This window comes from Vibrio sp. 1580 (assembly GCF_033340055.1).
The window spans coordinates 1-598 of record NZ_JAWOVT010000457.1; the positions used below are offsets into that span (position 1 = coordinate 1).

Sequence of the window (598 nt, forward strand, 5' to 3'; positions counted from 1 at the left end):
GGTCATGGTATGCGATGTTCAGTTCTTTCGCATATTCTTCAAGAGAGTCAAAACACGGCACAATCAGCGCAGAAACAAATTTGCGTGTATCGGCAATCACCGCAATCTGCTCAATGAAGTGGTCTTTACCAATCGCACCTTCGATCATTTGCGGTGCAATGTATTTACCACCAGAGGTTTTCATCAGTTCTTTAATGCGATCGGTGATGAACAGGTTGCCATTTTCATCAATATGGCCAGCATCACCGGTCTTTAAGAAACCGTGCTCATCAAACGTCTTTTCGGTCTCTTCTGGCATTTTGTAGTAACCGCGCATCACCATCGGGCCACGAACTAGAATCTCGTTGTTTTCGCCAATCTTCACTTGCGCGCCAGGCATCGACATACCGATAGAATCCGGATCAAAGCACTTGTCATCCCAGCACGAAATCGTCGCGGTGGTTTCTGTCATGCCGTAGCCCAACTTCACGTTGATGCCAATAGCATGGAAGAAACGACCAATGGTTTCATCCAACTTCGCGCCACCACATGGCATAAAGTTGATACGACCACCGAGCAGTGCGCGCAACTTACTGAGCACCAGCTTGTCAGCTAATGC

Annotated in this window: 1 protein-coding gene; it reads right to left on the bottom strand. The window is 47.8% G+C overall.

All coding sequences use genetic code 11. From position 1 onward, the window contains the following. The coding region (locus R7093_RS26575; protein WP_318147196.1) for an AMP-binding protein at positions 1-598 on the bottom strand (598 nt) is incomplete at both ends.